The 23078-nt window shown below is 47.1% G+C and carries 41 protein-coding genes; all 41 read right to left on the minus strand.

What is annotated here, in order from left to right; translation table 11 throughout:
• Positions 1 to 5: 5 nt before the first annotated feature.
• The 41 genes from B4J50_RS00605 to rpsJ all read right to left on the minus strand — a co-directional run bounded on the left by B4J50_RS00605 (position 6) and on the right by rpsJ (position 23033).
• Positions 6 to 587 (minus strand): flagellar basal body L-ring protein FlgH, encoded by a 582-nt coding sequence (locus tag B4J50_RS00605; protein ID WP_024822532.1) that lies wholly within the window; start codon positions 585 to 587, stop codon positions 6 to 8.
• The gene (gene flgA / locus B4J50_RS00610) at positions 584 to 1474 is read right to left on the minus strand and encodes a flagellar basal body P-ring formation chaperone FlgA (protein WP_286846378.1); all 891 of its coding nucleotides are present in this window, start codon (positions 1472 to 1474) and stop codon (positions 584 to 586) included. Before flgA ends, B4J50_RS00605 begins: the two co-directional genes overlap by 4 nt.
• A 48-nt stretch (positions 1475 to 1522) precedes the next feature.
• Entirely contained in the window at positions 1523 to 2311 is a 789-nt protein-coding gene (gene flgG / locus B4J50_RS00615; RefSeq protein WP_024822534.1) for a flagellar basal-body rod protein FlgG, read from the minus strand.
• 18 nt (positions 2312 to 2329) lie between these two features.
• The gene (gene flgF / locus B4J50_RS00620) at positions 2330 to 3139 is read right to left on the minus strand and encodes a flagellar basal-body rod protein FlgF (RefSeq protein WP_024822535.1); all 810 of its coding nucleotides are present in this window, start codon (positions 3137 to 3139) and stop codon (positions 2330 to 2332) included.
• A 21-nt stretch (positions 3140 to 3160) separates the two neighbouring features.
• Entirely contained in the window at positions 3161 to 4213 is a 1053-nt protein-coding gene (locus B4J50_RS00625; protein WP_024822536.1) for a rod shape-determining protein, read from the minus strand.
• A gap of 47 nt (positions 4214 to 4260) precedes the next feature.
• Positions 4261 to 5082 (minus strand): tRNA pseudouridine(38-40) synthase TruA, encoded by an 822-nt coding sequence (gene truA, locus B4J50_RS00630; RefSeq protein WP_024822537.1) that lies wholly within the window; start codon positions 5080 to 5082, stop codon positions 4261 to 4263.
• Positions 5079 to 5894 carry an energy-coupling factor transporter transmembrane component T family protein gene (locus B4J50_RS00635; protein WP_024822538.1) on the minus strand — a complete coding sequence of 272 codons (816 nt, stop codon included), beginning with the start codon at positions 5892 to 5894 and terminating at the stop codon, positions 5079 to 5081. Before B4J50_RS00635 ends, truA begins: the two co-directional genes overlap by 4 nt.
• The gene (locus tag B4J50_RS00640; protein WP_286846379.1) at positions 5891 to 6742 is read right to left on the minus strand and encodes an ATP-binding cassette domain-containing protein; all 852 of its coding nucleotides are present in this window, start codon (positions 6740 to 6742) and stop codon (positions 5891 to 5893) included. The genes B4J50_RS00635 and B4J50_RS00640 overlap by 4 nt, the downstream gene beginning before the upstream one ends.
• Positions 6730 to 7560, minus strand: a complete 831-nt coding sequence (locus tag B4J50_RS00645; protein WP_024822540.1) for an energy-coupling factor transporter ATPase — start codon at positions 7558 to 7560, stop codon at positions 6730 to 6732. Before B4J50_RS00645 ends, B4J50_RS00640 begins: the two co-directional genes overlap by 13 nt.
• Positions 7561 to 7562: 2 nt before the next feature.
• Entirely contained in the window at positions 7563 to 7916 is a 354-nt protein-coding gene (rplQ, locus tag B4J50_RS00650; protein WP_024822541.1) for a 50S ribosomal protein L17, read from the minus strand.
• A 4-nt stretch (positions 7917 to 7920) separates the two neighbouring features.
• Positions 7921 to 8925: a DNA-directed RNA polymerase subunit alpha gene (locus B4J50_RS00655; RefSeq protein ID WP_034326947.1), complete on the minus strand. Its 1005-nt coding sequence runs from the start codon at positions 8923 to 8925 to the stop codon at positions 7921 to 7923.
• A 33-nt stretch (positions 8926 to 8958) separates the two neighbouring features.
• Positions 8959 to 9588: a 30S ribosomal protein S4 gene (gene rpsD, locus B4J50_RS00660; RefSeq protein WP_286846381.1), complete on the minus strand. Its 630-nt coding sequence runs from the start codon at positions 9586 to 9588 to the stop codon at positions 8959 to 8961.
• Positions 9589 to 9619: 31 nt separating this feature from the next.
• Positions 9620 to 10012, minus strand: a complete 393-nt coding sequence (rpsK, locus tag B4J50_RS00665) for a 30S ribosomal protein S11 (protein WP_034326853.1) — start codon at positions 10010 to 10012, stop codon at positions 9620 to 9622.
• A 33-nt stretch (positions 10013 to 10045) separates the two neighbouring features.
• Positions 10046 to 10423: a 30S ribosomal protein S13 gene (gene rpsM / locus B4J50_RS00670; protein ID WP_024822545.1), complete on the minus strand. Its 378-nt coding sequence runs from the start codon at positions 10421 to 10423 to the stop codon at positions 10046 to 10048.
• A gap of 7 nt (positions 10424 to 10430) precedes the next feature.
• Positions 10431 to 10556, minus strand: coding sequence for a 50S ribosomal protein L36 (gene rpmJ / locus B4J50_RS00675; protein WP_084043922.1), 126 nt, complete (start codon positions 10554 to 10556; stop codon positions 10431 to 10433).
• Positions 10557 to 10677: 121 nt separating this feature from the next.
• Complete coding sequence (gene infA / locus B4J50_RS00680) at positions 10678 to 10899, minus strand: translation initiation factor IF-1 (protein ID WP_024822546.1); 222 nt, start codon at positions 10897 to 10899, stop codon at positions 10678 to 10680.
• Between the two features lie 4 nt (positions 10900 to 10903).
• On the minus strand, positions 10904 to 11224 hold the full coding sequence (locus B4J50_RS00685; RefSeq protein ID WP_034326949.1) for a KOW domain-containing RNA-binding protein: 321 nt from the start codon (positions 11222 to 11224) through the stop codon (positions 10904 to 10906).
• On the minus strand, positions 11215 to 11991 hold the full coding sequence (map, locus tag B4J50_RS00690) for a type I methionyl aminopeptidase (RefSeq protein WP_024822548.1): 777 nt from the start codon (positions 11989 to 11991) through the stop codon (positions 11215 to 11217). The genes B4J50_RS00685 and map overlap by 10 nt, the downstream gene beginning before the upstream one ends.
• Positions 11988 to 12644, minus strand: a complete 657-nt coding sequence (locus tag B4J50_RS00695) for an adenylate kinase (RefSeq protein ID WP_024822549.1) — start codon at positions 12642 to 12644, stop codon at positions 11988 to 11990. The genes map and B4J50_RS00695 overlap by 4 nt, the downstream gene beginning before the upstream one ends.
• Positions 12645 to 12661: 17 nt before the next feature.
• Positions 12662 to 13960 carry a preprotein translocase subunit SecY gene (secY, locus tag B4J50_RS00700; RefSeq protein WP_286846383.1) on the minus strand — a complete coding sequence of 433 codons (1299 nt, stop codon included), beginning with the start codon at positions 13958 to 13960 and terminating at the stop codon, positions 12662 to 12664.
• On the minus strand, positions 13961 to 14407 hold the full coding sequence (rplO, locus tag B4J50_RS00705; protein WP_024822551.1) for a 50S ribosomal protein L15: 447 nt from the start codon (positions 14405 to 14407) through the stop codon (positions 13961 to 13963).
• A 12-nt stretch (positions 14408 to 14419) separates the two neighbouring features.
• Positions 14420 to 14605, minus strand: a complete 186-nt coding sequence (rpmD, locus tag B4J50_RS00710) for a 50S ribosomal protein L30 (RefSeq protein WP_024822552.1) — start codon at positions 14603 to 14605, stop codon at positions 14420 to 14422.
• A 14-nt stretch (positions 14606 to 14619) separates the two neighbouring features.
• Positions 14620 to 15132 carry a 30S ribosomal protein S5 gene (gene rpsE / locus B4J50_RS00715; RefSeq protein ID WP_024822553.1) on the minus strand — a complete coding sequence of 171 codons (513 nt, stop codon included), beginning with the start codon at positions 15130 to 15132 and terminating at the stop codon, positions 14620 to 14622.
• A gap of 15 nt (positions 15133 to 15147) precedes the next feature.
• Positions 15148 to 15513, minus strand: coding sequence for a 50S ribosomal protein L18 (gene rplR / locus B4J50_RS00720; protein ID WP_024822554.1), 366 nt, complete (start codon positions 15511 to 15513; stop codon positions 15148 to 15150).
• Positions 15514 to 15528: 15 nt separating this feature from the next.
• The gene (rplF, locus tag B4J50_RS00725) at positions 15529 to 16068 is read right to left on the minus strand and encodes a 50S ribosomal protein L6 (RefSeq protein ID WP_286846384.1); all 540 of its coding nucleotides are present in this window, start codon (positions 16066 to 16068) and stop codon (positions 15529 to 15531) included.
• A 16-nt stretch (positions 16069 to 16084) separates the two neighbouring features.
• On the minus strand, positions 16085 to 16489 hold the full coding sequence (rpsH, locus tag B4J50_RS00730) for a 30S ribosomal protein S8 (RefSeq protein ID WP_024822556.1): 405 nt from the start codon (positions 16487 to 16489) through the stop codon (positions 16085 to 16087).
• A gap of 29 nt (positions 16490 to 16518) precedes the next feature.
• Positions 16519 to 16704 carry a type Z 30S ribosomal protein S14 gene (locus tag B4J50_RS00735; RefSeq protein WP_084043923.1) on the minus strand — a complete coding sequence of 62 codons (186 nt, stop codon included), beginning with the start codon at positions 16702 to 16704 and terminating at the stop codon, positions 16519 to 16521.
• A gap of 20 nt (positions 16705 to 16724) precedes the next feature.
• Entirely contained in the window at positions 16725 to 17270 is a 546-nt protein-coding gene (rplE, locus tag B4J50_RS00740) for a 50S ribosomal protein L5 (RefSeq protein WP_024822557.1), read from the minus strand.
• A gap of 12 nt (positions 17271 to 17282) precedes the next feature.
• Positions 17283 to 17609 carry a 50S ribosomal protein L24 gene (rplX, locus tag B4J50_RS00745; RefSeq protein WP_024822558.1) on the minus strand — a complete coding sequence of 109 codons (327 nt, stop codon included), beginning with the start codon at positions 17607 to 17609 and terminating at the stop codon, positions 17283 to 17285.
• Between the two features lie 15 nt (positions 17610 to 17624).
• Positions 17625 to 17993 carry a 50S ribosomal protein L14 gene (gene rplN, locus B4J50_RS00750; protein ID WP_024822559.1) on the minus strand — a complete coding sequence of 123 codons (369 nt, stop codon included), beginning with the start codon at positions 17991 to 17993 and terminating at the stop codon, positions 17625 to 17627.
• A gap of 3 nt (positions 17994 to 17996) precedes the next feature.
• Positions 17997 to 18296 carry a 30S ribosomal protein S17 gene (gene rpsQ / locus B4J50_RS00755; protein WP_024822560.1) on the minus strand — a complete coding sequence of 100 codons (300 nt, stop codon included), beginning with the start codon at positions 18294 to 18296 and terminating at the stop codon, positions 17997 to 17999.
• 6 nt (positions 18297 to 18302) lie between these two features.
• Positions 18303 to 18518 (minus strand): 50S ribosomal protein L29, encoded by a 216-nt coding sequence (rpmC, locus tag B4J50_RS00760; RefSeq protein WP_024822561.1) that lies wholly within the window; start codon positions 18516 to 18518, stop codon positions 18303 to 18305.
• 2 nt (positions 18519 to 18520) lie between these two features.
• Positions 18521 to 18943 (minus strand): 50S ribosomal protein L16, encoded by a 423-nt coding sequence (gene rplP / locus B4J50_RS00765; protein WP_024822562.1) that lies wholly within the window; start codon positions 18941 to 18943, stop codon positions 18521 to 18523.
• A gap of 6 nt (positions 18944 to 18949) precedes the next feature.
• Positions 18950 to 19615: a 30S ribosomal protein S3 gene (rpsC, locus tag B4J50_RS00770; RefSeq protein WP_024822563.1), complete on the minus strand. Its 666-nt coding sequence runs from the start codon at positions 19613 to 19615 to the stop codon at positions 18950 to 18952.
• 13 nt (positions 19616 to 19628) lie between these two features.
• On the minus strand, positions 19629 to 19961 hold the full coding sequence (gene rplV / locus B4J50_RS00775) for a 50S ribosomal protein L22 (RefSeq protein WP_024822564.1): 333 nt from the start codon (positions 19959 to 19961) through the stop codon (positions 19629 to 19631).
• A gap of 13 nt (positions 19962 to 19974) precedes the next feature.
• Positions 19975 to 20256, minus strand: coding sequence for a 30S ribosomal protein S19 (rpsS, locus tag B4J50_RS00780; protein ID WP_024822565.1), 282 nt, complete (start codon positions 20254 to 20256; stop codon positions 19975 to 19977).
• Positions 20257 to 20273: 17 nt separating this feature from the next.
• On the minus strand, positions 20274 to 21101 hold the full coding sequence (rplB, locus tag B4J50_RS00785; RefSeq protein ID WP_024822566.1) for a 50S ribosomal protein L2: 828 nt from the start codon (positions 21099 to 21101) through the stop codon (positions 20274 to 20276).
• A gap of 20 nt (positions 21102 to 21121) precedes the next feature.
• Positions 21122 to 21418, minus strand: a complete 297-nt coding sequence (gene rplW / locus B4J50_RS00790; protein ID WP_024822567.1) for a 50S ribosomal protein L23 — start codon at positions 21416 to 21418, stop codon at positions 21122 to 21124.
• Positions 21415 to 22038 (minus strand): 50S ribosomal protein L4, encoded by a 624-nt coding sequence (gene rplD / locus B4J50_RS00795; protein ID WP_024822568.1) that lies wholly within the window; start codon positions 22036 to 22038, stop codon positions 21415 to 21417. Before rplD ends, rplW begins: the two co-directional genes overlap by 4 nt.
• Positions 22039 to 22067: 29 nt before the next feature.
• Positions 22068 to 22694, minus strand: a complete 627-nt coding sequence (gene rplC / locus B4J50_RS00800) for a 50S ribosomal protein L3 (RefSeq protein WP_286846387.1) — start codon at positions 22692 to 22694, stop codon at positions 22068 to 22070.
• Between the two features lie 30 nt (positions 22695 to 22724).
• A complete protein-coding gene (gene rpsJ / locus B4J50_RS00805) occupies positions 22725 to 23033 on the minus strand; it encodes a 30S ribosomal protein S10 (RefSeq protein WP_024822570.1) in 309 nt (102 codons plus the stop codon).
• Positions 23034 to 23078 lie beyond the last annotated feature (45 nt).

The raw sequence follows: 23078 nt of genomic DNA on the forward strand, positions 1-23078 counted from the left end.
GCCTCCTAGAAAATCGCCTGTAAAATCTGTGTGAGCAATCCTGGACGCTGGACTTTGGAAAGTGCGCCCTTCCCCTCAATGCCAATCTCTGCGTTAGCTATTTTATCGCTGGCGATAGTATTATTACCATCTACATCCTGGGGACGAATGACCCCTCGAATGCAAAGCTGTAGTTTTTCCTCGTGAGTTTCTACATCCCTAGCGCCCTCTATAACGAGATTTCCATTAGGAAGAACCTCCGTAACAAGACAAGCTATGCGACTTTTCGCCGTGTGAGTTCTCTCTGTAGATCCATCACCTTTCACAGAACTTTTCGAGGAGAACCCTAAAGCCTTGATAAAATCGAGGACCCCCACTCCGTCACTCACTGAACTGTCATTCTTTTTGCTTACGTCAGTTTTAGCCTCATCTTTCGTAGTTGTTTTTTCCGACACTACGACTGTTACAAGATCCCCCACTTTACTAGGGCGCTGATCGGCTACCCAATTTGTATTGTCATTCCAAATAGACTGGGCAAAAGCGATAGGGCTGCTGCCTGAAAAAGTTATAACAATCGCCACCAAAAGAGCAAACATATTCTTTTTCATTGGGTATCTACCTCCACTCTACCTGGACTTGCCACTCGCCCTGTAACCACTGTTCTACTGGCTATATTGCGAACTCGTATAAAATCGCCGGGCTGGCCCTCATCAAGAGCTTCACCTGGAACTTCTATTAAAAGTGCCCCTACCTGCGCCGCAATAATAACACGATCTCCTCTTAAAATTATCGGCTTTGTCTCAAGAATGTTGAGAGAAACAATATCTCCCATCTGCCCGTCTCTTCGTAACACAAGCCCTAACACTTCCTCAATACGGCTTGGCAGTTCACCAGGCTGACTTAAACGCACTCTTCGCAATACTACATCCTCTTCAGAGAGAGGTTTCCCTCTGGGAAAAGCTCGTTGAAGAACAACGGCTGGCTGATACCAATTAATGCGTACTGGGACAGATTTTTCTCCTTTAGCACTCCGGAATTTAAGGGTTGTTGATCCAACACCAGGGGTTAAAGAACCAGGTTCCAGAAATTCTTCCGTGTCTTTAGGTGCGGCTCCTGATAGAGGATTTACGTCTACCTCCCACGCCCACCCTGAAATACGGCGAACAATGTTCGGGAGTCGAGGTTCCTGAAGAACAGGAACTCGCTCTGCCATGAGAAGAGAGAGGCGTATACCACCTATTCCTCCCTCCTGCAAGGCATTAATAATATCTTCCCTCGATATATAACCAGTTTTTTTAGGGAAAGGAATCGCACGAGCCTTTTCTACCACAGGAGAAGGCCCGTTAATAATCGCCACATTTTCCAGCCGCATTCCATCTCCCCAATAAAAAATCGAGGCAGGGATATCTATGGAAAGGGGGCTTGCGGCCATAGCAGGGGTATACATGGGGGCAAAAAATCCAATCCACAAAAAAACAAAAAACAGGCGGGACACATACCTCACCCGCCTGTAAAACATGCCTTTTCTCTTCATTGCTATATTTTATCGACGAAGCCCGTTAGCAATTCTCAAGAGTTCATCGGCGGTTTGAATACTTTTAGAGTTGGCCTCATATGCTCTCTGGGCTACAATAAGGTTGACCATTTCCTCTACCACCTGAACGTTTGACATCTCAAGAATCCCCTGATGGAGATACCCCAGGCCATCCTCTCCTGGAAGGCCTGCTATCGCTTCACCGCTGGCAGGCGTTTCTTCAAAAAGATTTCTGCCTATAGCTCGAAGACCAGCTGGGTTCACAAAACGGGCGATTTCAATCTGTCCAATTTCGTCGGCTTCCTGATTCCCTACTGTTTTGACGGAAAAACGCCCCATATTATCGATAATGATTTCGGTTGCATCTTCTGGGACGGTGATAGCCGGTTCTAATAAAAAACCATCGGTTGTTACAATCTGGCCATCTCCATCTATCTTCCAAGAGCCGTCTCGCGTATAAGCAATATCCCCGTTAGGGCGCACAACTTGAAAGAAGCCATCGCCTTCGATAGTAACATCAAGAGGATTATTTGTTACCTGCAAGTTCCCCTCAGAAAACATTCGGCTGGTTCCGACTACTTTAGTGCCCAAACCTACCTGAATTCCAGTTGGGACAGTAGCTCCTGTTTCCACTGGAGCACCAGGTTCTCTATCTATTTGATAAAGAAGGTCCTGAAAGTCGGCTCGCATTTTCTTATATCCTGACGTGTTCACATTAGCTAAGTTGTTAGATGTAACGTCGAGATTTGTTTGTTGGGCCACCATTCCTGTTGCTGCAGACCATAGAGCTCGAATCATTTATCATCCCTCCAGAAGTTAGACGGCTCTGCCGAATGTGGTAATAAGCCGGCCTGTCATCTCGTCATGAGTAGATACTGCTTTCGAAGCACTTTCATAAGCTCTGTGGGCTTCAATCATCCGTACCATTTCTTCCACCACATTGACGTTAGACATTTCCAGTGCCCCTGACTGAAGCTCAAAATCCTCTACAGCATCTGGCTGGCCCGACTCTCTTGTCTCTGATAGGAGAGATCCTCCTATTTGCCTCAAATACGAGGGGCTTTGAAAAGATACGACCTGAAGAGTATCTACTACCTCATCATCTGCAATAAGGCGACCGGAGTTATCAAACTCTATTCGCGTTGCATCCCCTATTTCCAAAGGTCCTCCATTGCCTAACACCAGCATACCGTCGTGTGTAACAATTCTTCCTTCAGAATCAAGTTGGAAATGACCAGAACGGGTATAGAAAATGTTCCCACCCAAATCCTGTACAACGAAAAATCCATCCCCTTGCAACGCCACATCCAAGTTTTTTCCTGTTATCTGAAGCATTCCTGCCTCTGTTTTCATCGCCGTTTCTGAAAGGACGTTGGCAAGAGGTATATCACCTATAGGAACTCTTCCTCTAAAAACGACACTATCTGGAGGCACTACTTCTATTTTCCCTTCTCCAGGATCAAGTTTTTCCAGGCGATCCATAAAGACGTCAGGGAAAGACTTATTAACGGCAATCCTTCCTTTAAAACCAGCGGTGTTTACGTTGGCCAGGTTGTTGGCGACTACATCGCCCATTCTCTCTTGTACTAGCATGGCTGACGCAGCAGCATAAAGCCCTCGATGCACTGGACAATCCTCCTATAGACTCTAGAGTTTTTTCTTCCGTCCTTTCTTTGATGCGCTGGTCATTAATATTCCGCTCCGCCCAGTAGCCTTCAGCTTATCGATCTCCGCAAGCGCTTTACCTGTCCCAACAGCAACACACTCCATAGGATCTTCGGCACAGAAACAATTGATGCCAGTTTGCTGTGTAATAAGCTCTGGGAGACCTCGCAGTAACGATCCACCGCCAGTAAGGACAATCCCTCTATCTATAATATCGGCCGAAAGTTCCGGAGGCGTTAGCTCTAATACATTTCTTACTCCATCATTAAGAGCCTGGATCATTTCACCAATGGCTTGGCTCACAGAAGCACTGCTAATCTCTATCTGGCGAGGGAGGCCTTGGACTAGATCTCTCCCTTTAATGGTCATCGTCATTTCTTCCTCTTCCTGGCCACAGGTTCCGATAGTAATCTTCAAATTCTCAGCTGTCTGTTCTCCTATAGCAAGGCTATAGTGTTTACGCAAATAACGCATTATTGCTTCATCAAATTTATCTCCACCAATGCGCAGCGACTTAGATACAACAATTCCCCCCAAGGAAATAACTGCAATATCGGTAGTTCCACCACCAACATCTACAATCATTTTTCCTCGAGGCTCTTCTACGCTGAGGCTGGCCCCTATTGCAGCAGCCATAGGCTCTTCAATCAGAAAAGCTTCACTGGCTCCTACTTCAACCGCGGCTTCTAAAACAGCTCTTCGTTCTACATCAGTAGCTCCTGATGGGACACAAATCATAACCCTGTTTCTAAAGAAACGACTGAACCCTTTGTTGACTCGCTTCATAAAATAACGAAGCATGGCTTCTGTCATGGTATAGTCGGCAATGACTCCATCACGTAGCGGCCGGACTGAAATTACGTTTCCCGGGGTACGCCCCACCATATTTTTTGCTTCATTGCCTACTGCAAGTATTTTCCCATTTTCTAGATCTATGGCAACCACTGAAGGTTCCCGAAGAACGATCCCCTTATTTTTTACATAAATAAGCACTGTCGCTGTTCCAAGGTCTATACCGATATCGCTTCCGAACACGAAGGTAGCCTCCTTATCTGCAAAAACATTCCCTCTCTGGGAAAGTATTATATGTGTTTCCTCCAAAAATCAGAAGGGACAAATATGCCTGCTTTTTCCTTTATTTTTGGAAGGCCGTTAAGAAATGGAGATGCATCGTACCCAACTCTCCAAAAATACAAGCCATGAGCCGGCACCGTCATTCCTGATTCCCTACGACTCCCTTTCCCATTAAGTAAGTCTCTAATCCACTCTGGACTCTGCTTGCCTTTTCCTACAAGGTCTAGACTTCCTATAAGAATGCGAACCATGTTCATAAGAAAAGCGTTACCGCGAATAGTAACAATCGATAGTTGCCCATTTTGATGCCAGCGGAAAGTGTAAATGGTACGGATAGTATTGTCTGGACACTCTTTGATTGGACAGAACGCCCTGAAATCGTGGGTCCCTTTTACGTACTCGCAAGCCTTTCCCACGGCTTCTTTATCCCATTTCCAGCGATTCCACCACGCCCGTTCTCGAAGATACGGAGGGAAAGCAGGGCCATGCCATATATAATATCGGTATTCTCTCCATAAAGCACTAAAACGAGCGTTAAAATCGTCAGAAACATGATAAATATTCATAATACGTACCGTTTCTGGCAAGTAATAATTGATAGCTAACAATAATCTGCCAGGATCCCATCCGACAGGAAGCTCAAAGGAAACAACTTGTCCTTTCCCATGAACACCGGCATCAGTTCGACCAGCAGCAAAAACAGTGGTGGGCTCACCAAATATTTTGCCTATAGCTTCTTCCAGAGATTGTTGAACGGTAGGGACTCCTGATTGTCGCTGCCAACCACAGAAAGCGGTTCCATCGTAACTTATTGTGGCAGCATAGTTCATAAAACAATCACCCTTCGATCTATATATATTAATAAACCAATGGTAAGGATGAGAACGATCAATGCTGCGCTATCACGCATCTTCCAGCAAAGAGGCTTGAACCTGGTTCGTCCATTCCCCCCCCTGTAACATCGAGCTTCCATAGCTGTAGCCAGGTCGTCTGCTCGCTGAAAAACAATGACAAAAAGAGGGACCAGCACCGGAAGCATCGCCCGCAAACGTTGCCATAGGTTCCCTTTATCGAGATTGGCCCCCCGCGCAAGCTGAGCCTTCATAATGCGGTCTGTTTCATCAAGAAGGGTAGGAATAAACCGCAAAGCAATGGTCATCATCATGGCTAACTCATGGGCAGGAAAACCTAATGGCGCCAAGGGCGAAAAAAGTTTTTCCAATCCATCTGAAAGTTCCATGGGGCTAGTTGTTAATGTGAGGAAACAAGCAAAAAGAACCAGAAAAAGAAGTCTCAAGCCCATATAAGCCCCCATACGAATGCCTTCTGCGGTAATAGAAATGATGCCCCATTGAAAAACCGGCGTCCCTTTAGTGAAGAAAAGGTGTATCAGAGCTGTAAAAACAACCAGAATCATCACAGGTTTTACAGAACGAAGAACTAAAGAAAAAGGAAGTTTGGAGAAAAAAGTCATGACAAGAAGCAATAAAGCCCACACACCAAAAGCCATGGGATGCTTTATTAAAAAAATCCCCGTTAATAGGAGCATGGTTCCTAAAATTTTACATCGAGGGTCAAGTCTATGGATTATCGAGGGAGCAGGCACAAATTGACCGAAGGTAAGATGATTAAGAAACTTCATGATTTTCTCACCCTTTTTACTATGGATTGAAAAAGTTTACGTTGATTCCAAGTCAATGGCACCTTCCAGCCTCCTTGCTCTAAAAGAACTGCTAACTCTAAGACTTCAGGAAGACATAGGCCTCGCACTGGATTTTGACTCAGTGCTTGAACTATCTTTTCTGGATCACCCTGTACAACCTCTTTGCCCCCTTCGAGAACAAGAATAGAATCACTGGCAGTAAGGGCTATTTCCAAATCGTGAGTAACAAAAACAATACCTCTCCCTTTCTCTTTCTGGGACAAGAGAAGCTTTACGAGATCTTTACGACCAGTGGCGTCAAGCCCCGCCGTAGGTTCATCCAGAACGAGATAGGCGGGATTAGCTGCAAGAACAGAAGCAAGGGCTATACGTCTTTTTTCGCCCCCAGAAAGCTGAAAGGGATTCCGATCTAAAAAACTTTCAGAAAGCCCCACTTCACGAAGGGCGCCTTTCACGACTTCCTCGAGATCTTTCTCTGCTACCCCCCAGTTTCTAGGGGCAAAAGCCACCTCTTCAAAAACTGTTTCAGCAAAAAGTTGTTGTTCAGGATATTGAAAAACAAGACCTACAGTATGTCTGATACTTCTTAACTGAGAGCTACCTGGACGAGATAAATAATTTTCCACAGACACCTCTCCACGTCCAGCCTCAGGAACCAGCAACGCATTCAAATACTGGGCAAGAGTAGACTTACCGCTACCAGTATGCCCTACAATAGAAAGCCATTGCCCCTTTTCCGTACGCAAATTCACATCCTTCAAAGCCACTGTTTCCAATGGAGTGGAAGGATGATAAATATGGGTGAGGTTTTTTACTATAATAGACATAAAGCCTGTCGAACTCCATCTACTGTTGCGGGAGTATTACGAGAAATAATATTCTCCCTCACTAGCATTTGCCATAACTCGACAAACGGAGGACATTCTAACCCCCATTCTTCAAGTTTTCCTCTATGCGTAAAAAGTTCCGATATACAACCGCTCCACTCTACCCGACCTTCTTGAAGAACAAGAGCTCTATCACAAAACACTGTCTCTTCTAGACGGTGAGTAATATACACTATTGTCCGGCCCTGGCTATGGAGCGTCTTTAAAATACTAAGCAGATCTCGTCGCCCTTGAGGGTCAAGCATGGCTGTAGGCTCATCCAAAACGAGACAAGGTGGATCCAGAGCTAAAGCTCCCGCTACAGCTAAACGCTGTTTTTCCCCTCCCGAAAGAGAGTAGGTAGGATTTGTCGCCTTACCTTCAAGGCCAGTTACAGATAAAGCCCAATCAACACGCTTCCTTATCTCTTCTGAAGGAAGCCCGAGATTTTCTGGTCCAAAAGCTGCATCATCTTCTACTACAGTACCAACTATCTGATTTTCGGGGTTTTGAAACACCATGGCAACATGGCTCCGAATTGTCCAAAGATTCTGCTCGTCCCGAGTATCCATGCCATAAACAAAACAAGCGCCCTGCGTTGGGAGCAGCAGGGCGTTTAAATGTTTGGCCAGCGTGGACTTTCCCGAGCCATTGCTGCCCAGTAAAGCTAGCCATTCCCCCTCCCTGACCTGGAAGGAAACACCGTCCAAGGCAGGCCTGTCCGCTTCAGGGTAGGTATACCCTACATCCTGAAGCGTACAGATGTCCTTTGGGGTCATCGTTAATCAACCAGCTCGATTATCGCCATGGGCGATCCGTCGCCGCAACGATTGCCCGTTTTTATTATTCTGGTATAGCCACCGGGACGATGTGCATACCGCTTGGCCAGATCTTCAAAAAGCTTGATCGAAGCCTCTTTATGTCCTAAACGGGCACGAATAACCCGGCGATCATTGAGAGAATCCCCTTTAGCTCTGGTGATAAGCTTTTCAGCTACTCGACGAAGTTCTTTCGCCCGGGTCACCGTTGTAGTGAGGCTCTCCTCTAAGAAAAGGCTGGCGGCCATATTAGCTAACATTGCTCTGCGATGGCTTCCATAACGACCAAGCCTTCTATGGTCCATACGGTGTCTCATGGAACTAGTCCTCCTTTACTGCTTTCTCTTCGCTCTTCTCTGTGCTGAGGTGAAGCCCCTGCTTTTCCAGTTTCTCCTCGATTTCTCTCAGAGAAATTTTCCCAAGGTTACGAATCTTCAACAGATCTTCTCTACTTCTTGTTATGAGCTCGCCGATGGTATGAATTCCACCACGAAGGAGGCAGTTCTCGCTTCGAATAGAGAGTTCAAGCTCTCGCACAGGCCTTGAAAGAAGATCATCTTCCTCTTTTGCTGCCGCTTCAGCTGCCTCAGCTGCTGCCGCTTCGGCTGCTGCCAGAGCAGCATCCTCTTCTTCAGCCCCTTCTACCGGATGAAGCTTGTCTATATCCTCAACGATAAACCCAAAATAGGTACGTATAACCCTCGCAGCTTCGCCTACCGCCACATCTGGTGCTATAACACCATTTGTTGTTACGTCAAGAACTAGCCGCTCAAAGTCTGTACGTTGGCCTACACGGGCCGCTTCCACATCGTAATGTACTTTCAAAACCGGCGAAAAAATAGCGTCGATCAAGAGGGCGTCTGCCGGAAGATACGCAGGGCGTGGTCGATCGATGGTAGCATATCCTGTCCCCTGCTCTATGTAGAGATCCATTGAAAGTTGGGCTCCCTCTTCCAACACGCAAATAGGTGCGTCAGGATTAAAAAATTCAATTTCACTATCAGGCTGAATATCTGAAGCTACAACTGCTCTAGATCCCTCTGATTCTAAATGAAGGACCTTCACATCTTTGCTATAAGAACGAACAGGAATATGCTTCAGGTTCAACATCAGTTCGATGACGTCCTCGCGAACCCCTGGGATGGTACTGAACTCATGTAGAACGCCATCGATACGGACTGAAGTAATAGCCGCCCCCTTAACGGAGGAAAGCAGTACCCGTCGCAGAGCATTGCCCAGCGTTACTCCGTATCCTCTTTCAAGGGGTTCTACAATAATTTTACCAAAGGTGGGGCTACACTCTTCAATTCGGATTTCAGGCCGCATCAGTTCCACTTTGTCCAACACCTTTCATGCCTACTATCTGGCATAGAACTCAACAACGAGCTGCTCATTGACAGGAACATCAATCTGTTCTCGCACAGGGATGGAAACAACATTAGCTTCCATGCGCTCGGTATTAACCTCCAGCCATTCCGGAACGGTTCTTGACGCTGCCACTTCAGCGTTCTCTCGAATCAACGCAATTTCCTTGCTATTTTCCGCAACAGCTACCGTAGAGCCAGCCCGAACGAGGAAACTCGGCACATCAATTTTACGGCCATCAACTACAAAATGGCCATGAAGAATAAGCTGTCTGGCCTGGCTTCGGCTAGCGGCAAATCCCATTCTGTAAACCACGTTATCAAGGCGTCGCTCAAGAAGCTGAAGGAAGTTATGTCCTGTCACTCCAGCCATTCTGTTTGCCTCAGCAAAGAATCTCCGGAACTGGCCCTCGTTCATACCATAAAAGCGGCGCAGCTTCTGCTTCTCGCGAAGTCGAATTCCATATTCACTAGCCTTCGAGCGAGGCCTGCCCCTCCTTTGTTTACTTTTAGACTCTCCCCTAGTAATAGCACACTTCTCTGTAAAGCAACGGTCTCCCTTGAGGAAAAGCTTTGCTCCTTCAGCTTTACAGAGACGGCATACTGGTCCTGTATATCTGCTCATAAGTTCTTTTTCGCCTCCTTATCGGGGTGAACTACACTCTACGACGCTTCGGCGGTCTACAGCCGTTATGAGGAATAGGCGTCGCATCTTTAATCATGTTAACCTGAAGTCCTGCAGCTTGAAGAGAACGGATTGCCGACTCTCGGCCAGGTCCTGGTCCCTTCACCACTACATCTATTTCTTTCACCCCGTGGTCCTGAGCTGTTTTAGCTGCCTGTTGAGCAGCAATCTGAGCGGCAAAAGGAGTCGATTTTCTCGTTCCCTTAAAGCCCACGTTTCCACCAGAAGCCCAAGACAGGATATTCCCGCCTTTATCGCAGATGCTCACTATAGTGTTGTTAAAAGTAGAAAAAATATGAGCAACTCCATAGCTTACATTCTTTTTTTCTCTTCTTTTACCTCTACGCTGTGTACGTTTGGCCACGTGCGTCAGCCTCCTTGATATCTCTAAACTATATTATTTACCGGCCTGCTTTTTCCCAGCTACCGTACGGCGTGGCCCTTTCCGTGTACGTGCGTTGGTCTTAGTTCTCTGACCACGAACTGGAAGCCCCAGCCTATGTCGTAGTCCTCTGTAACAGCCGATATCCATCAACCGCTTGATATTCATTGTAACTTCGCGCCGCAGGTCTCCTTCTACCTTATAGTGCTCTTCTATCTCTTTACGGAGCTTCTGAGCTTCCTCTTCTGTAAGGTCTTTCACGCGAGTATCCGGACTAATGCCGGTAGCCGCAAGAATTTTGTGTGAAGAGGGAAGTCCTATCCCATAAATATAAGTGAGCGCTATCTCAACCCGCTTTTCGCGAGGCAGGTCTACACCAGCTATACGGGCCATATGCTCGTTACCTCCTTGCACCCTGTCTCTGTTTGTGGCGCGGATCCTTACTGCAAATAATCCGTACCACGCCTTTGCGCCGGATAACCCGGCAAAATTCGCATATCGGTTTTACCGATGGTTTCACTTTCATTCGTTCCACGCTCCTCCGAGAAAACCTTTACCCTGCCTTGACAGACCTCTTCGGTTCTATCCCGACAATCTATTCAATGCTTTTCACCAGCCGCGGTTAAAGCATAAGGGCAGAACACAAGTTATTTATATCTATACACTATTCGTCCGCGTGTCAAGTCGTAGGGCGAAATCTCGACAAGAACCTTATCGCCTGGGAGAATACGTATAAAATGCATTCTCATCTTCCCCGACACATGGGCCAGTAATTTGTGGCCGTTCTCTAATTCTACCCGAAACATGGCATTTGGAAGTGGCTCTATTACGGTCCCTCGCACCTCTATGACTTCGTCCTTGTTGGCCATACGGTTATGTCAACCTCCCTGCATCTGACTCACTACTCACTATATTTCTCACCTGAGAAAAAAGATATTGTAATCTCCCGCTATCTATATTTTCTCCCCTGGAAATCTTCCCTGCAATCTCTTCAAGAACCCATCGAGTAGGCTGAAGATGACTCAGATTTTTAAGTTTAGGGGCAGACACTTGAAATCTCTTGCCATCTGAAAGATACGCCCTATTTTTTTCAGGTTCTACCTTCACGACAACATACCATTTCCCCGTGTCTTTTCCCTTTCTCGAAATAACGACCTGACCAACCTGAAAAGTCCCAGCCACAATCAGGCCCATTCCCAAGGAGTAAGTACCTCTGCCCCATCTTTTGTGATGAGAACGGATCTTTCAAAATGAGCAGCGTCAGAGCCATCTGCAGTGAGAACTACCCAACGGTCTGGCCCAACAACAGTATCTTCCGCTCCCGACATAACCATAGGCTCTATGGCTATAGTCATACCTGCTTTGAGAGTCACGCCTCTTCCAGGGCGTCCAAAATTCGGGACTTGAGGTGGTTCGTGTAAGTGTTTCCCCACACCATGCCCAGTGTAATCTCTCACGAGCCCAAACCCTTTAGGAACAACATAGGATTCCACCGCATATCCAATGTCTCCTATGGTATTCCCATCTTTTGCTACAGAGACTGCTCTGTTTAAACTTTCAAGGGTCACGTTAATAAGAGTTTGGCGTTCAAGACTCACCTGTCCGACAGGGAAAGTACAAGCTGCATCTCCGTAATAGCCTTTATAACAAGCCCCTACATCAATGCTTATAATGTCCCCCTCTTCCAGATATCGCTCCTGAGTAGGTATCCCGTGAACTATCTCTTCATTAATAGAAGCACACACAGCTCCCGGAAAAGCGACGGGGATACCTGGAACCCGATACCCTTTAAAGGCTGGCGTTGCACTTTCCTTTGTCATAAGCTCTTCTGCAGCTCGATCAATATCGGCTGTGGTGATGCCGGGCCGGACAATCCCTGCTATGAGATCGAGAACATCAGCAACGATCCGGCCCGCTTTCCGCATATATCGGAGATCTTCTTCCGTCTTAAGTACAATCATTCAGCTACCTTCTTAGTAAATAACGCCTCAATTGCAGTCATTACGAGAGAACTTGACGTCCCAGCATCGACCCGTCGCAATAAATTTCTCTCCTCGTAATAAGCAATGAGTGGTGCTGTCTGTTCATGGTATACCTTGAGACGACTTCGAATCACCGATTCTTTATCATCGTCGCGCTGATATAGTTCTCCACCGCATTTGGCGCAATGGGCACCTTTGAGGGAGGGTTTAAACGTCACATGATAAATCTCCCCACACTGGCGGCACATACGACGACCACACAATCTTTCTACCACTAAATCATCATCCACATCAAGCAATATAACAGCATCAAGAGCAAGATGCATTGCTTGCAAAAGTTCATTTAACGCTTCAGCTTGCGGAACCGTGCGAGGGAATCCGTCTAACAAAAACCCCTTCTCACAGTCCTTCTCTTTCAACCGCTCGCCCATCATACGAACAATAATATCGTCAGGAACAAGCTTTCCGCCATTCATATACTCTTGTGCTTGACGACCTAAGGACGTCTGATCCTTTACGTTTTGTCGGAGAATATCCCCCGTAGAGATATGGGCTACATCATACTTCTTTTTTATTTCTGCCGCCTGGGTTCCTTTGCCTGCGCCAGGCGGTCCTAGCAGAACGACTCGCATAGCTTCTTCTATCCCCCTTAGAATCTGAGGAAGCTTCCGCTCTTAGAATCACGGCGCTTCAATATACCTTCATAATGCCGCATGAGAAGCTGTCCTTCGATCTGGTGAACAGTGTCAAGAGCTACTCCTACTACAATCAAGACCGCAGTTCCACCAAAGTAAAAACTCGTAATCCCCATAATATTCGTCATTAATGTGGGGACGAGGGCAATAATCGCGAGAAAAATCGCTCCACCGAGAGTAATTCTGGTCATAACCTTTTCTATAAACTCCGACGTAGGGCGACCTGGGCGAATCCCTAATATAAACCCGCCATACTTCTTCATGTTATTGGCAATGTCCGCTGGGTTGAAGACCACCGCTGTATAAAAGTAAGAGAAGAAGATAATAAGAGCAATATAAAGTACCATATAAACAGTACTGCCAGGCTCAAACATCTTCTGAACAGCTAAAGCGACGTTCCCAGAGAAGAATCGGGCAATAGAATAAGGGAACAATAGAATTGATGATGCGAAGATGATAGGCATAACGCCAGACTGGTTAACCTTTAATGGTATAAAGGTACTTTGTCCGCCATATACCTTGTTCCCAACCACCCTTTTCGCATATTGCACTGGAAGACGTCGCTGTCCTTCTTGCAGAAGAATACACCCTGCAATTACAGCAAACATAAGAAGAAGAGCCAAGATCAAAACAAATATGCTCATTTCTCCTAACCGCAACATTCTCCAGCTACGAATAATAGCTTCTGGGAGCCGAGCAACGATACCAGCGAAAATAAGCAAAGAAATGCCATTACCAATTCCATGATCTGTAATTTCCTCGCCAAGCCACATCACTGCTAATGCTCCAGCAGTTACCGTCACAACTACGATAACCCCAGCAAAAAAGCCTCCATGGAATATTCCCACTCGGCCAAGCCAGAACGTCATGCCTATCGCTTGTATGCCAGCAAAAAGAATCGTCCCCCAACGGGTAATACGAATAATCTTTTTCCTTCCTTCCTCGCCTTCTTTCTGCATTTTTTCCAAGGCAGGAAAGACAATAACGAGGAGCTGCATAACAATGCTCGAGTTAATATAGGGTGTAACGCCGAGAGCGAAAATACTGAATCGCCTCAGCGCACCACCCGCAAAAATATCAAGGAACCCGAGCACACCAGCACCCTGTTCAAAAAGTTGGGCCATAGCAGACGCATCAATGCCAGGCGTTGGAATATGGGCGCCAAGACGGAAAATAAACAAAACTCCAAGTGTAAATAGTATCCGTCTCTTTAGATCTGGTAGCTTAAAGGCATCCCTGAAGGAATCTATCACTTAGATCACCTCAGCCTTCCCACCTGCAGCCGCTATTTTTTCAGCTGCCTGGGCACTAAAGGCGTGGACCCTAAGTGTAAGTCCCTGGGAAATTTCTCCTCTCGCGAGAATTTTTACCGGCTTTGTCAAATCTCTAACAAGACCTGCTCGATAGAGATCCTCTACCCCAACCACAGACCCAGCCTCAAAACGATCTGCGAGCTGTTCGAGATTAATAATCTGATAGCTCTTCGCAAAACGGGCATTGTTGAATCCGCGTTTGGGAACTCTTCGTGTAATGGGCATCTGCCCGCCTTCAAAACCAGGACGAACTCCTCCGCCAGCTCTTGATTTATGGCCTTTTGTTCCCTTCCCAGCTGTTTTGCCATTCCCACTACCAATTCCCTGTCCAAGACGTTTAGCTTTCTGGCGGGAACCAGGAGCAGGTCGAAGATCATGCAAATTCATGGTGCGTCCCTCCTAGTCTTCCACAACGGCCCATTCCACAAGGTGGTGGACCTGATTGATCATGCCACGAATTTGGGGGACATCCTCGTGCTCTACTGTCTGATGAAGTTTTTTGAGCCCAAGGGCCTTGATTGTCTTCTTCTGTCGAAGCTGATGTCCAATCGCGCTTCTAACCCATGTAATACGCAGTTTAGCCATAGGACAACCCCTCCTTATTCCGCCTCAGTCTGAGCGGTCTGTTTCCCTCTCAGACGCAAAATTTCTTCGGGCGTCCTCATCGTTTCAAGGGCCTGGAGCGTTGCCCAAGCAACATTAACAGGATTAGATGTTCTTCCTATAACTTTAGTAAGAACGTCCTTTACCCCACCAAGCTCCATAATGGCACGAACCACTCCACCGGCAATAACTCCAGTACCTGGTGCTGCTGGCTTAAGAAGCACATGAGCCGCACCAAAGTTCCCGTCTACCGGGTGGGGAATGGTGCTCCCTACTTTTTTCAATTCCCGAAGGTTCTTCGTCGCCTTATCAATACCTTTACGAACAGCCTCGGAGATTTCTTTGGCTTTGCCCATCCCTACACCTACGTATTGCTCGCCATCTCCAACGACAACAAGGACGCTAAACTTAAAACGTTTTCCACCTTTTACAACCTTGCTGACTCGGTTAATAGCCACAACACGCTCGGAGAGCTCTAAGCCTTTCGTGTCGACACGTTTCATGGTCATTCTCGGACCTCCCCTTTAGAACTTCAGGCCGGCTTCGCGAGCTGCTTCGGCAAGGGCTTTGACTTTTCCGTGGAACATGTGCCCACCCCTATCGAATACAACTGACACTATGCCTTTTTCAAGGGCCCGCTCTGCCGCAAGCTTGCCTACTGCTTTGGCCGCTTCGATGTTGCAGTGACCTGAAAGGGATCCCTTAAGTTCCTTTTCAAGAGTCGAAGCCGAGACAAGAGTATGGCCTGCCATGTCATCGATAATCTGAACATATATATAGTTCAGACTGTGATAAACGGCCATTCTAGGGCGCTCCGGCGTTCCGGAAACTTGTTTCCTGAGTCTCCGGTGCCGGATGATTCGCATATCATTTCTGCTTTTCGTTTTCATCCACGTCACCTCAGGTTACTTGGCACTGGCTTTGCCGGCCTTACGGATAATATGCTCGCCAGCATAGCGGATACCTTTCCCTTTATAGGGCTCAGGGCTCCTGAATGCTCGAATGATGGCAGCCACCTGGCCAACAAGCTGCCTATCAATGCCTTTAACGGATATTTTAGTGGGGCCATCGGTTAGAATTTCAATCCCCTTTGGAGGATCGTATTCCACCGGATTGGAGTACCCCACGTTGAGAATAAGTTTTTTACCCTGCATCTGCGCACGGTAACCAACTCCAACAATCTCCAGGTTTTTCACAAAACCCTCTGTTACTCCAGTCACCATATTTGCTACAAGAGCCCGCATCATTCCATGATAGGCTCGCGTTTGTTTCTCATCATTTCCTCGAGAAACAACGATGGCATCGTTATCGACAGAAACAGAAATCCCAGGTACAAGAGCAGAAGAAAGCTCTCCCTTGGGCCCTTTTACTATAACCTTGCCATCCTTTATTGTTACAGATGTTCCCTTGGCGAGGGTAATGGGTTTACGTCCAATTCGCGACATAGAAAATCCCTCCTCGCTACCAGACGTAGCAAACGACCTCTCCGCCAAGACCAAGCTGAGATGCCTCAGTATCAGTCTTTAGGCCATGGGAAGTGGAAATAATAGCAATTCCGAGACCACCCATAACCTTGGGGAGATTGTCTTTGCCCACATAGATCCTTCTGCCCGGTTTGCTGATTCGACGAAGTCCCTGAATAATTCGTTCACGGTTAGGACCGTAATTCAGGAAAATACGCAAAACAGCATAGGGCTTTTCAGGATCGTTGATGACTTTATAATTCCGGACATATCCCTCTTCTTTCAAAATCTTAGCTATGCTCAGTTTCATATTGCTGTGAGGGATATCAACACTCTCGTGGTACACCACGTTAGCATTCCGGATCCGCGTCAGCATATCAGCTATTGGATCGGTAACATACATTCCTGTGACCCCCTTATGTTCGCTCTCGCTTACCAGCTGGACTTAACGATTCCGGGGATCTTCCCCTCTCGAGCCAACTTGCGGAAGCAGCAGCGGCACATATCAAACTGACGCATATACGAGTGAATACGTCCGCAGATCGGGCATCTGTTATACTTCCGCACCTTAAACTTTGGGGGCAGCTGTGCTTTATATTTCATTGCTTTACGCGCCATATTTCATTTCCCCCTTGTACTTATCGGCTACTGAAAGGCATGCCGAGCTCTTTCAGCAAGGCAAAGGCCTCTTCGTCCGCTTTCGCAGTTGTTACAATAGAAACATTCATCCCGCGAGTTCGGATTACGTCATCATAGTCTACCTCTGGGAAGATAAGCTGCTCTCTAAGCCCGAGGTTATAATTTCCACGCCCATCAAAACCCCTACGGGAAATTCCCTGGAAGTCTTTAATGGAAGGCAACGCCAAAGATATAAGACGATCAAGGAACTCCCACATCCTGGCTCCTCGAAGAGTCACCTTACATCCTACCGGCATGCCTTGACGAAGTTTAAATCCGGCAATGGACTTTTTTGCCCGCTTCATAAGAGGTTGTTGACCAGTAATGGCCCGAACCTCAGCAAGAGCGGCGTCCATATATTTCATATCGGTTTTCGCTTCACCGACACCTACATTAACCACGATTTTAACAATCCGTGGAACCTCCATAACATTGGTGTAACCGAACTGTTCTTTCAGTCGAGGCACCACTTCATTCTTGTATTTGTCAAGAAAACGAGGATTCATGGTTTTGCCTCCCTACACCCTGTCTACTATTTCGCCGCATTTTTTGCAGACCCGAACTTTTCTACCATCCTCCAAAAAGGCTCGGCTAACTCTCGTTGCCTTGCCACAGGAGGGGCAAACAAGCATGATCTTTGCGGCATGAAGAGGGGCTTCCTTCTTCACAAGTCCAGACTGAGGGCTTTTAGGGGTCGGCTTTACATGGCGAGTGACCATATTAACGCCCTCGACAATGACCTTCCCCTCTTTGGGAAAATTACGAAGAATTTTCCCTTCTTTCCCCTTGTCTTTTCCTGAAATAACCTTGACAAGGTCTCCCTTTCTAATTCTCATTTTGCTCATTCTCGCATTGCCCCCTTAGACAACTTCAGGAGCCAGAGAGAGTATTCTCATATACTTCTTGGCCCGGAGTTCTCTTCCTACAGGACCAAATATGCGTGTCCCTTTAGGGTCTCCATTGTTGTCGATAATTACGGCTGCGTTATCGTCAAAACGGACATAAGATCCGTCAGGACGGCGCACTTCCTTTTTCGTACGGACAATGACAGCTTTAACCACAGAACCTTTAGCTACATTGCTATTGGGGATAGCCTCTCGAACTGAAGCGACTATCACATCTCCGATGGTTCCATACCGCCGTCCACTTCCGCCTAGAACCTGTATGCACATCAGGCTTTTTGCCCCAGAGTTATCAGCTACATTAAGGACTGTTCTAAGCTGAATCATGACCTATTCCTCCTCGGCCACTTCGTCAACGGGAGTGTCAAGCACTGGGGCTCTCTGAATAACTCTCTCAAGAGCCCAGCATTTTCTACGGCTTAAAGGCCGGGTTTCCACTATGCTCACAAGATCCCCAACCCGACAGGTGTTTTCTGGATCACTAGCCATATACTTCGTGGCTTTAATAATCCTCTTCCCGTACAACGGATGAATATCGTGCCGGATTACACGGACGACGATGGTCTTGTCCATTTTATCGCTGACAACCGTGCCAACCCGTTTCTTACGATGGGGTGTACGTGCCTCCATCTGTCGTTACCTCCTTCCAGCAGCGCTTTCAGAAGCCTGCTGTTTCTCTCGTACCACCGTTAAAACTCTAGCGATGGTCTTTTTTACCGCTTTGATCCGGCTTGTGTTCTGAAGCTGTCCAATGGCGTTTTGAAACCGAAGGTTGAACAGCTCTTCCTTATATTGACGATGCTTCTCCTGAAGCTCTTCGAGAGTCAAATCTCGTAAACTCTTCGCATCCATTTCTATTCACCACCCAGACCTTCACGGGCAACAATTCTAACCTTGACAGGCAACTTATGAGAAGCAGTTCTGAAAGCATCTTCTACAACTTCTCGAGAGACACCGGCCACTTCAAAAAGGATACGCCCTCGTTTAACTGGAGCTACCCAAAACTCTGGGCTTCCCTTCCCCTTACCCATACGAGTTTCAAGGGGTTTTTTGGTAAAGGGATGGTCTGGGAAAATTCTGATCCAGATTTTACCGCCCTTTTTCATTTTTCTGGAGATAGCGATACGGGTTGCTTCTATCTGTCGAGCCGTAATCCAGGCACAATCAAGAGCCTGAAGGCCATAGTCACCAAAAGCAACTGTAACGCCGCCCTTTGCTGTACCGCGAAGAGGTCTCCGATAGGGTTTCCGATATTTAACTCTTTTCGGCATAAGCATGACGGATTACCCCCTCTTTCTGAATGGTCTGGTTGCCATAGGTTTTTCGTTTGCCTTGTCCCTAAATATCCAGACCTTTACGCCAATAATTCCATACATGGTTTCCGCTTCAGAAAAGCCGTAATCAATATCGGCCCGAAGAGTGGAAAGAGGCAACTGCCCCTCGTTATACCATTCAGTCCGCGCGATTTCAGCTCCTCCAAGACGACCAGAACACTGGATTTTGATACCCTTTGCACCAGATTTCATCGCTCGGAAGATAGCCTGTTTCATGGCTCTCCGGAAGCTGACCCGGCGCTCCAGCGCAGAGGATACGTTCTCTGCTACAAGCTGGGCCTCCACGTCAGGATTTTTAATCTCCTGAACGTTGATCATAATTTTTGATCCAGTCATCTTCTGAAGGTCTTCTTTAACCGCCTGAATCTCCGCGCCACCACGCCCAATTACTACACCAGGCCGGGAGGTCCAAATTGAAAACCGCATAACATTACCCACGCGCTCTATGTCGACTCTGGCGATACCGGCATGGGCCCATCTATCCAGAATCCACTTCCTTAGTTTGAGATCTTCATGGAGCTTCTTTGCATAATCTCTGCCTTCAGCGTACCACTTAGACTCCCATTCTGTCACTACACCTAATCTGTATCCCACTGGGTGAACTTTCTGTCCCACGAGTTCCCCCTCCTTAACGTTCCGCAACGATAATCGTTACGTGGCTGGTACGGTGCCGATAGGGATGGGCTCTTCCCATAGAAACGGGGCGAAAACGTTTCATGCTGGGTCCCTGATCTGCCGTAGCTGTAATAACATGCAGCTTGTCAGTATCCATGCCGTAGTTATGCTCAGCATTAGCTACCGCACTCTGCAAAACCTTGCTGACGACTCTTGCTGCCTTATTAGGGCAATACTTGAGTATCATCATCGCTTCATTTGCTTTTTTCCCTCTGATGAGAGGCAGAATCTTTCTCACCTTGTAGGGAGAGAGCCTCACCTGTCTGGCAACGGCTTTAGCTTCCATTACCATCACTCTCCTACTTCACTCTCGAAGAGCGTTCCTGGCCAGCATGATGTGCTAATTTGCGGGTCGGAGCAAACTCTCCAAGTTTATGTCCCACCATATTTTCACTTATATAGATGGGAATATGAATTCGACCATTATGTACCGCTATGGTATGACCAATCATCGCCGGAACGATTGTAGAACGCCGAGACCAGGTTTTAAGAACCTTTTTATTCCCCGATACGTTCATATCCTCTATCCTGCGAAGAAGTTTAAGGTCAACATAGGGCCCTTTCTTAGTGGAACGAGCCATATCAGTCCCTCCTCACGCTACTTCGCATACCGGCGGCGAACAATGAGCCTATCGCTAGGCTTGTTCTTCCGGGTACGATAACCTTTAGCCAGAGTTCCCCACGGAGAGACAGGATGTTTATGCGATTTGCTTCGTCCTTCTCCTCCACCAAGTGGGTGATCCACTGGGTTCATAACCATTCCACGCACTTTCGGTCTTCGGCCCAGATGCCGAGTTTTACCTGCTTTCCCCAAAGAAATATTCTCATGCTCTACATTGCCAAGTTGACCGACCGTGGCCATACACTCGTTGAGAACCAGCCGAAGCTCTCCGCTAGGCATCCTCAAATAAGCGTATTTACCCTCTTTAGCCATGACTTGAGCAGAAGTCCCAGCAGAACGAACAAGCTTCCCGCCACAGCCCGGCTCGAGTTCTATGTTATGAACAATAGTTCCCACCGGTATATCTTTCAATTTCAATGCGTTACCAGGTTTGATATCAGACTCTGGTCCAGCTACCACAGTGTCTCCTACGTTCAGCTCTGCTGGGGCAAGAATATAACGTTTGTCCCCATCGAGATAATGAACCAAGGCGATACGTGCAGATCTGTTTGGATCATATTCAATAGCTGCAACTTTGCCAGGAACACCTATATTATCCCGTCTAAAATCGATAACTCGATAGAGACGTTTTACTCCGCCGCCACGACGGCGCATAGTAATGCGACCTAAATTGTTCCGTCCGCCTGATTTCTTTAAAGCGGCGGTCAGGGCGCGTTCCGGCTCGCTTTTTGTCACATCTTCGTAAGACTGACTAGACATTGCACGACGGCCAGGAGTATAAGGTTTGAACTCTTTAACAGACATTATTCTCGTCTCCCCCCTGCCTAAATGCTCGCGCCCTCAAAGAACTCGATACGTTCGCCTTCTGCAAGGCTAACAATCGCTTTCTTCCAAGAACGGGTTTTTCCCACAAAAACACCCATCCTTTTGGGCTTAGAACGGACTCTCATCATATGGACATCCGTGACTTTGACCTTGAAAACTTCTTCCACAGCATGCCGAACCTGAATTTTATTGGCACTGGTGTGTACTTCGAATGTATATTTATTATGCTCCATTAACCGGCTGCTCTTTTCGGTAATAACCGGTCTGATTATAATATCGTGAGCAAGGAGTTTCATATGGAGTACACCTCCTCAATCCGGGCAACGGCTTCCTGTGTCAGAACCAGACTCTGATAATTCAAAAGATCGTAGACATTTATATTGCCCACGTTAATAACTCTCGCTCCTGGAATATTACGAGCGGATTTCGCTACAGCGTCGTTAGGTTCATGTACGATAACCAACGGTTTCTTTGCACTGATTTTCTCAAAGAACCCGAGCATAGATTTTGTTGACGGAGTCTCCACATCAAAGTTTTCAAGTACGGTCAACAAATTATCTCGAACCTTTAGTGAAAGTGCGCTTCTCAACGCGAGACGGCGAACTTTTCTATTGACCTTCTGGCTGTAGTCGCGAGGTTTCGGGCCATGGGCCACTCCACCTCCAACCCAAATCGGGGATCGAGTACTTCCTTGACGTGCCCGACCAGTATGTTTCTGCCGCCAAGGCTTCCGTCCTCCCCCGCTAACCTCTCCTCTTCCTTTGGCGCTGTGAGTCCCTTGGCGTCGGTTCGCCAATTGAGCCACAACAACCTGATGCATAGCCGGTACGTGAATCGGCGCAGCAAACACAGAGTCGGAAAGCTGGAGGTCACTTATCTCTTCACCCTGAAAACTAACAAGCTTCACAGTAGGCATAATCGTTCTGCCCTCCTTCTGTTCCCGACCTAATCCTGCTTGTAGACTGTAATGATACCATTTCTAGTACCAGGTACAGCCCCTTTAACCAGCAGAAGATTGTTTTCAGTATCTACTGCCACAACGGTAAGGTTTTTGACGGTAACTCTTTCTCCACCCATACGCCCAGGCATGGTTTTACCCTTAAAGATTTTCCCAGGATAGCTGCTCGCTCCACTGGAACCAGGGTGGCGATGAGTTTTAGATACACCGTGGGTAGCAAAAGTTCCACCGAAGTTGAAACGTTTTATAACACCAGCGAACCCCTTACCCTTGCTCATGCCGACTACATTAATCTTTTCCCCTTCTTTGAAAAGGGAAACATCAATAGCCTGCCCTATTTCGTATCCATCAACACTACCAAGACGAAATTCTCTCAAGTACCGTTGAGGCTCTACGTTAACCTTATCGAACTGCCCTTTCACAGGCTTTGTGAGCTTGTGGGGCTTCATTTCTCCGAAGCCAAGAAGAACAGCGGAATAACCGTTCTTATCGGGGGTTCGGAGTGCAACTACAGGACATGGTCCTGCTTGGATAACCGTTACAGGAACGGCTTGCCCTGTTTCGTTGTATATCTGGGTCATACCCAGCTTTCGCCCCAGAATTCCAATGCTCATCAACTTCCACTCCTTTCAGCTCAGAGCTTCCTACAGTTTGATCTGGATGTCCACCCCAGAAGGAAGGTTCAGCTGCATAAGCGCATCCATAGTTTTTTGAGTAGGATTGACAATGTCAATTAAGCGCTTATGAGTTCTCATTTCAAACTGCTCCCTCGCATCCTTGTCTTTGTGCGGGGACTTCAAAACAGTATACTTATTAATTTCCGTTGGCAGAGGGATAGGACCAGATACTTTCGCCCCACTTCTCTCCGCCGTTTCCGCTATCTGAGAGGCAGAGCTATCTAACACTCTATGATCAAAAGCCTTCAGACGAATACGAATTTTCTTTGCCAAAATCAACGACCCCCTTTGTTGGGGTTACCCAAGAATTTCAGTTACAAC

The sequence above is a fragment of the Aminobacterium sp. UBA4908 genome (assembly GCF_002398115.1).
In the GTDB taxonomy this organism is placed as follows: Bacteria; Synergistota; Synergistia; order Synergistales; family Aminobacteriaceae; genus Aminobacterium; species Aminobacterium mobile.

Excerpts from the sequence above, each read along its gene's own strand:
- rpsS (WP_024822565.1), bottom strand. The coding sequence starts at position 20,256 with ATGGCTCGTTCCACTAAGAAAGGGCCCTATGTTGACCTTAAACTTCTT.
- B4J50_RS00640 (WP_286846379.1), bottom strand. The coding sequence starts at position 6,742 with ATGTCTATTATAGTAAAAAACCTCACCCATATTTATCATCCTTCCACT.
- rpsM (WP_024822545.1), bottom strand. The coding sequence starts at position 10,423 with ATGGCCCGTATAGCTGGTGTAGACCTGCCTCGCGAAAAGCGGGTTGAG.
- map (WP_024822548.1), bottom strand. The coding sequence starts at position 11,991 with ATGATTGTACTTAAGACGGAAGAAGATCTCCGATATATGCGGAAAGCG.
- B4J50_RS00635 (WP_024822538.1), bottom strand. The coding sequence starts at position 5,894 with ATGAAGTTTCTTAATCATCTTACCTTCGGTCAATTTGTGCCTGCTCCC.
- rplN (WP_024822559.1), bottom strand. The coding sequence starts at position 17,993 with ATGATTCAGCTTAGAACAGTCCTTAATGTAGCTGATAACTCTGGGGCA.
- rplQ (WP_024822541.1), bottom strand. The coding sequence starts at position 7,916 with ATGAGACACCGTATGGACCATAGAAGGCTTGGTCGTTATGGAAGCCAT.
- infA (WP_024822546.1), bottom strand. The coding sequence starts at position 10,899 with ATGGCCAACAAGGACGAAGTCATAGAGGTGCGAGGGACCGTAATAGAG.
- B4J50_RS00735 (WP_084043923.1), bottom strand. The coding sequence starts at position 16,704 with ATGGCGCGTAAAGCAATGAAATATAAAGCACAGCTGCCCCCAAAGTTT.
- rpsQ (WP_024822560.1), bottom strand. The coding sequence starts at position 18,296 with ATGGAGGCACGTACACCCCATCGTAAGAAACGGGTTGGCACGGTTGTC.
- rplC (WP_286846387.1), bottom strand. The coding sequence starts at position 22,694 with ATGAGCATTGGAATTCTGGGGCGAAAGCTGGGTATGACCCAGATATAC.
- B4J50_RS00605 (WP_024822532.1), bottom strand. The coding sequence starts at position 587 with ATGAAAAAGAATATGTTTGCTCTTTTGGTGGCGATTGTTATAACTTTT.
- B4J50_RS00695 (WP_024822549.1), bottom strand. The coding sequence starts at position 12,644 with ATGCGAGTCGTTCTGCTAGGACCGCCTGGCGCAGGCAAAGGAACCCAG.
- rplD (WP_024822568.1), bottom strand. The coding sequence starts at position 22,038 with ATGCCTACTGTGAAGCTTGTTAGTTTTCAGGGTGAAGAGATAAGTGAC.
- rplV (WP_024822564.1), bottom strand. The coding sequence starts at position 19,961 with ATGGAAGCTAAAGCCGTTGCCAGACAGGTGAGGCTCTCTCCCTACAAG.
- rplO (WP_024822551.1), bottom strand. The coding sequence starts at position 14,407 with ATGAATTTGCATGATCTTCGACCTGCTCCTGGTTCCCGCCAGAAAGCT.
- flgG (WP_024822534.1), bottom strand. The coding sequence starts at position 2,311 with ATGATTCGAGCTCTATGGTCTGCAGCAACAGGAATGGTGGCCCAACAA.
- rpsD (WP_286846381.1), bottom strand. The coding sequence starts at position 9,588 with ATGAGCAGATATACAGGACCAGTATGCCGTCTCTGTAAAGCTGAAGGA.
- rplX (WP_024822558.1), bottom strand. The coding sequence starts at position 17,609 with ATGAGCAAAATGAGAATTAGAAAGGGAGACCTTGTCAAGGTTATTTCA.
- B4J50_RS00655 (WP_034326947.1), bottom strand. The coding sequence starts at position 8,925 with ATGCGGCCTGAAATCCGAATTGAAGAGTGTAGCCCCACCTTTGGTAAA.
- truA (WP_024822537.1), bottom strand. The coding sequence starts at position 5,082 with ATGAACTATGCTGCCACAATAAGTTACGATGGAACCGCTTTCTGTGGT.
- B4J50_RS00645 (WP_024822540.1), bottom strand. The coding sequence starts at position 7,560 with ATGACCCCAAAGGACATCTGTACGCTTCAGGATGTAGGGTATACCTAC.
- rplP (WP_024822562.1), bottom strand. The coding sequence starts at position 18,943 with ATGCTTATGCCGAAAAGAGTTAAATATCGGAAACCCTATCGGAGACCT.
- rplF (WP_286846384.1), bottom strand. The coding sequence starts at position 16,068 with ATGTCGCGAATTGGACGTAAACCCATTACCCTCGCCAAGGGAACATCT.
- rplE (WP_024822557.1), bottom strand. The coding sequence starts at position 17,270 with ATGAATCCTCGTTTTCTTGACAAATACAAGAATGAAGTGGTGCCTCGA.
- rplW (WP_024822567.1), bottom strand. The coding sequence starts at position 21,418 with ATGAAACTCCTTGCTCACGATATTATAATCAGACCGGTTATTACCGAA.
- rpsE (WP_024822553.1), bottom strand. The coding sequence starts at position 15,132 with ATGACCATGAAACGTGTCGACACGAAAGGCTTAGAGCTCTCCGAGCGT.
- rplB (WP_024822566.1), bottom strand. The coding sequence starts at position 21,101 with ATGTCTGTTAAAGAGTTCAAACCTTATACTCCTGGCCGTCGTGCAATG.
- rpmJ (WP_084043922.1), bottom strand. The coding sequence starts at position 10,556 with ATGAAAGTGAAACCATCGGTAAAACCGATATGCGAATTTTGCCGGGTT.
- rpmD (WP_024822552.1), bottom strand. The coding sequence starts at position 14,605 with ATGGCTAAACTGCGTATTACATGGGTTAGAAGCGCGATTGGACATCAG.
- rpmC (WP_024822561.1), bottom strand. The coding sequence starts at position 18,518 with ATGGATGCGAAGAGTTTACGAGATTTGACTCTCGAAGAGCTTCAGGAG.
- rplR (WP_024822554.1), bottom strand. The coding sequence starts at position 15,513 with ATGAAAACGAAAAGCAGAAATGATATGCGAATCATCCGGCACCGGAGA.
- B4J50_RS00685 (WP_034326949.1), bottom strand. The coding sequence starts at position 11,224 with ATGGGCCTGATTGTGGCTGGGACTTTTCAGGTTGGTCAGGTCGTTATT.
- rpsH (WP_024822556.1), bottom strand. The coding sequence starts at position 16,489 with ATGTATGTTACCGATCCAATAGCTGATATGCTGACGCGGATCCGGAAT.